Source organism: Bradyrhizobium sp. LeoA1Lang, assembly GCF_055413685.1.
In genome coordinates, this window is record NZ_JBVAPG010000309.1 from 1 (window position 1) to 4,564 (window position 4,564).

Consider the following 4,564-nt stretch of genomic DNA (forward strand, 5'->3'; position numbering starts at 1 on the left):
GTTGACCACATGCCCACAGCAACTGCAGCAGACAGCGTCTCTGGCTGCGTGATAGAAAGGGATCAGGAGCAGTCAGTTTCCAACTAACAAACCGGTTCAAGCGGTCCCGCTCCGCGGGTCCATTTCAGCTTCATGATGAGCCATGGGAGACCGCATCGATGCTTCCGTCAGGTGCGGCGTCGGCGCTCTGCCGAAGAAAAGCTAGTACTGATCGAAGAAGAGTTTGAGGGGGCAAGACGGTCTCGGTGGATGCTAGAACGGCACCAATCCGAAAAGCTTGTTTCGTTAGAAGAGCTCCTTCAGGACGGCAGCTCTCGGCAGTGGCGGCCAAGAGGGCCTCCGACTTGGCTAAGGCGCTCAAGTACCTACGTAAGTTGTGGCGGAAGAAGACGATGGAGGTCGACACGCTGCGTGAGCCCGTGGAGCACGGTCGAGCAAAAAATGAATTGCGCGCTCGTGATCATGACGGGGACAGCCAATGAAACATATTTGTGATGCCGAGGAGGCCGAACGTGAAATCCTTCACCCGATGCGAGCACCTGAGCTCGCAGGTCGCTGAAGTAGCACTTGAAATGGCGGATCGGCCTGTGCTGGAGGGCGAGCTGATTGAACTCGAGGCGCGGTGTGAGGAACAGGACAAGTGGTAGATTAATTCGCCGGGCCTGAAACCCCACATGATCTTCTTGTTGCTAGTCCGCTAGGACATTTCGCGTTCGTGGGTCGAAGAAATGGCCAGATCGTCAAAGCTCGTAGCGTCGAAGCGCGACCGGGTACTCCTGGTGCGGGGCGCCGCGACAAGCTCTAGATCTTCCCTCGCGGGCGCCGGCGCGGCCGCGAAACGGCGGAGAGTGCCTGTGGCGCGAGATCGAGGCGTCATCCGGTATGTGGCATCGTAGGTTAGGCAACGCGAGGCGACGAGTTGTCGTGCGTTTTTGTGTTCAATGTCGAGCTCGCAACATGTTGGCGGATACCAAACAAGCGCGGGTTGGCTTTCGAAGAGAAAGCACGCGCCGGGCTTCGTTTTGGGTCCATCTGCCCGCGCGCGGTAGCATCAGGTGACTGGCCCGGCTTTTGCTCCGCTGCTTGCGACGTGTGTGCGGCTCCTCCTGCTTTGGGCGGGACCGTCCGCTGCAGAATGTGAATCTGTGTGACCAAAGGCGATGCCATGAAGAATTGGAGTTCCGTGACGACTCGGGTGCTAGGCACGGCCAGTGTTGCCCTGGCCTTGATGACGCGCACCGCCCTGGCGGTCGATTACAAAGCGGATCATAGCAGCAATCCTAGCTTGCGACACGTTCCTGGAAACAGGAGCGCGCTTGCCCAGATCACAGCCACCTCGGAACAGTCCGCGAGCTTCACGCTGAACAACGGCCTGCAGGTGGTGGTGATCCCCGATCACCGCACTCCAGTCGTGACGCAGATGATGTGGTACAGGGTCGGTTCCGCCGACGAGACCCCCGGCAAATCGGGACTGGCGCATTTCCTCGAACACCTGATGTTCAAGGGAACCGCCAAGCATCCGGCCGGCGAATTCTCCCAGGCGGTGCTGCGGGTCGGCGGCAATGAGAACGCCTTCACCTCCACCGACTACACCGGCTATTTCCAGCGCGTGCCGCGCGAGCAGCTCGGCAAGATGATGGAGTTCGAGGCCGACCGGATGACCGGCCTGATCCTGCAGGACGAGAACGTGCTGCCGGAGCGCGATGTCGTGCTGGAAGAATACAACATGCGCGTCGCCAACAATCCGGATGCGCGGCTCACCGAGCAGATCATGGCGGCGCTCTATCTCAACCATCCCTATGGCCGTCCGGTGATCGGCTGGCACCAGGAAATCGAAAAGCTCGACCGCGAGGACGCGCTCGCCTTCTACAAGCGCTTCTATGCGCCCAACAACGCGATCCTGATCATCGCCGGCGACGTCGAGGCGAGCGAGATCCGCCCGATGGTGGAGAAGAATTTCGCCGACATTCCTGCGCAATCCTCGATCCCCGCAAAACGGCTGCGCCCACAGGAGCCGATACCGGTCTCGCCGCGCACGGTGACGCTGGCCGATCCGCGCGTCGAGCAGCCGACCATGCGCCGCTACTATCTCGTCCCGTCGGCGCCACGGCGGCGGTCGGCGAAAGCCCCGCGCTCGACGTGCTCGCGCAACTGATGGGCGGCGGCGCCAATTCCTATCTCTACCGCTCGCTGGTGATCGACCGTCAGCTCGCGATCTCGACCGGCGCCAATTACCAGGGCACCGCGCTCGACCCCTCGCAGTTCATCATCGCCGCAACACCGAAGCCCGGCGTCGAGTTCGCGCAGATCGAGGACGCCATCGACAAGGTCATTGCCGATATCGCGCAGAATCCGCCGCGCGCCGAGGACCTCGAACGCGTCAAAACCCAGTTGATCGCGGAATCGATCTACGCCCAGGATAATCAGGCGATGCTGGCACGCTGGTATGGCGGCGCGCTCACCAGGGGTTTGAGCGTCGACGATATCAGGAGCTGGCCCGAGCGCATCCGCGCCGTCACCGCCGAACAGGTCCGCGAAGCCGCGCAAAACTGGCTCGACAAGAAGCGTTCCGTGACCGGTTATTTGATCAAGGATACTGCGCCCAAACGCGAGGAGAAGCGCTCGTGACTTATTCTCTCACTCGGCGTTCGGTCCTCGTCGGCGGCAGCGCGCTCGCGCTAACGACGATGCTCGCATCGCGCCCGTCGCAGGCTGCAACCAAGATCCAGCGCCTTGTATCGCCCGGCGGCATCGAGGCCTGGTTCGTGCAGGATTCGACCGTGCCGCTGATCGCGATGGAATACGCCTTCGGCGGCGGCGCCAGCCAGGATCCCGCCGCCAAGCCCGGCGTCGGCAATCTGGTCGGCGACCTCCTCGACGAAGGTTCCGGCGATCTCGATTCCAAGACCTTCCACGAGCGGCTCGATCGCCGCGCCATCGAATTGAGCTTTTCCTCGCAGCGCGACAATTTCCGCGGCTCGCTGCGCATGCTCAAGGACAACAAGGACGAGGCCTTCGACCTCTTGCGCACCGCGCTGACCTCGCCGCGCTTCGAGCCGAGCGATGTCGAGCGCATCCGCGCGCAGGTGCTGTCCAACCTGCGCAGAGAATCCACCAACCCGAGTTCGCTTGCAGGCCGCAAGTTCCTCGAAGTCGCGTTCGGCGACCATCCCTACGGCCGGGGGGCCCAGGGCACGCTCGAGAGCGTGCCGACGATCGAGATCGCCGAGCTCAAGGACTATGTCCGCCGCGTCCTCGCCAAGGACACGCTCAAGGTCGCCGTGGTCGGCGATGTCGATCCGGACACGCTCGGCAAATTGCTCGACAAGTCCTTTGGCGGGCTGCCGGCCAAGGCCACGCTCACGCCGGTCGCCGACGTCGTCGCGGCCAAGCCGCCGCAGCGCACCCTCATTCCGCTCGACGTACCGCAAACGGTCGTGACCTTCGGCGGCCCCGGCATCCGCCGCCACGAGCCGGACTTCATGCCGGGCTACGTCGTCAACCACATCCTCGGCGGCGGCGGATTGTCCTCGCGGCTTTACCGCGAAGTGCGCGAGAAGCGCGGGCTGGCTTATTCCGTCTATGGAGCGCTGGTCTGGATGGAGCACTCCTCGCTGTTCATCGGCAATACCGGCACCCGCGCCGATCGCGCCGGCGAGACGGTGGACGCGATCGAGAAGGAAGTCCGCCGCATGGCCGAGGAAGGCCCGACCCAGAAGGAGCTCGACGAGGCCAAGTCGTATTTGAAGGGCTCGCAGATGCTGGCGCTCGATACCTCCTCGAAGCTTGCGCAGGCGATGCTGCAGTATCAGACCGACAAGCTGCCGATCGACTACATCGAGAAGCGCAACGCCATCGTCGACGCGGTGACGCTGGACGATGCCAGGAAGGTGTCGCAGCGGCTCTGGGGCCAGGGCCTGCTCACGGTCGTCGTCGGCCGCACCCCGCAGGCCGCGGCCCAGCCGGCCAGTGCCCCATCCGCCGCAACGCCGCCGCCCGCCGTCAGCCCACCGGCCGCCGCGCCATCAGCCGCAACGCCGGCAACACCTAACTAACTTTGTGTTCGTGAGGTGATATGCGATCTGAACTTCGTTGGGGTGCCGCAACAGCTGCGCTCGTTGCAAGCGGTGCCGTCAATTCGGCCGATCTTAAGCCGGCAGCAAAGGTCCCACCGGCACTGTGGAGCCGGACCGGAGGATATATCGGCGGGCACGTGGGAGGCGGCTACGGCCGGTCATCGTTTTGTGATCCCCTATGGTCGGTCGATTTACGGTGACCTCGTCGATAGCCCTGTGTTCCTGGCCGGAGGTCAGATCGGCTACAATTGGTAGAAGGAGCCTGGGCTCTTGGCCTCGAATTGGATGCCGGCGGCGCTGTCTCGGACGGCCAAACACCTGACCAGCATCTCTGCCAGATCGTCAAAAAAGTTTCACCAACGAACCGCTTTTGGCGGACTCGTTTCTTCGTCCAGGCGAAGGGCTGTGCTTTTTCATTGTAGGCGCGGATGAAGGCATCGATGTGCTCCTGTAGCTGCGTGACGGCGGTGAATGATGCACCGTTCAAC

General features: G+C 62.8%; 2 protein-coding genes and 2 pseudogenes. 3 read left to right on the top strand and 1 reads right to left on the bottom strand.

The features are described 5' to 3' along the window. Positions 1-512 precede the first annotated feature (512 nt). From ACZYOF_RS42390 to ACZYOF_RS42400, 3 genes and pseudogenes are all read left to right on the top strand, one after another. Positions 513-647 (top strand): hypothetical protein, encoded by a 135-nt coding sequence (locus ACZYOF_RS42390; protein WP_463719454.1) that lies wholly within the window; start codon positions 513-515, stop codon positions 645-647. A gap of 581 nt (positions 648-1,228) precedes the next feature. Next, positions 1,229-2,628, top strand: a pseudogene (locus tag ACZYOF_RS42395) (M16 family metallopeptidase). 59 nt (positions 2,629-2,687) lie between these two features. Next, on the top strand, positions 2,688-4,055 hold the full coding sequence (locus ACZYOF_RS42400) for a M16 family metallopeptidase (protein ID WP_463719455.1): 1,368 nt from the start codon (positions 2,688-2,690) through the stop codon (positions 4,053-4,055). A 361-nt stretch (positions 4,056-4,416) separates the two neighbouring features. Here the strand turns inward: ACZYOF_RS42400 and ACZYOF_RS42405 are convergent. After that, positions 4,417-4,564 (bottom strand): annotated as a pseudogene (locus ACZYOF_RS42405) (IS630 family transposase); the annotation flags it as partial.

Coding starts and splice junctions, on each gene's coding strand:
- ACZYOF_RS42400 (WP_463719455.1), top strand. CDS start 2,688: ATGCTCGCATCGCGCCCGTCGCAGGCTGCAACCAAGATCCAGCGCCTT.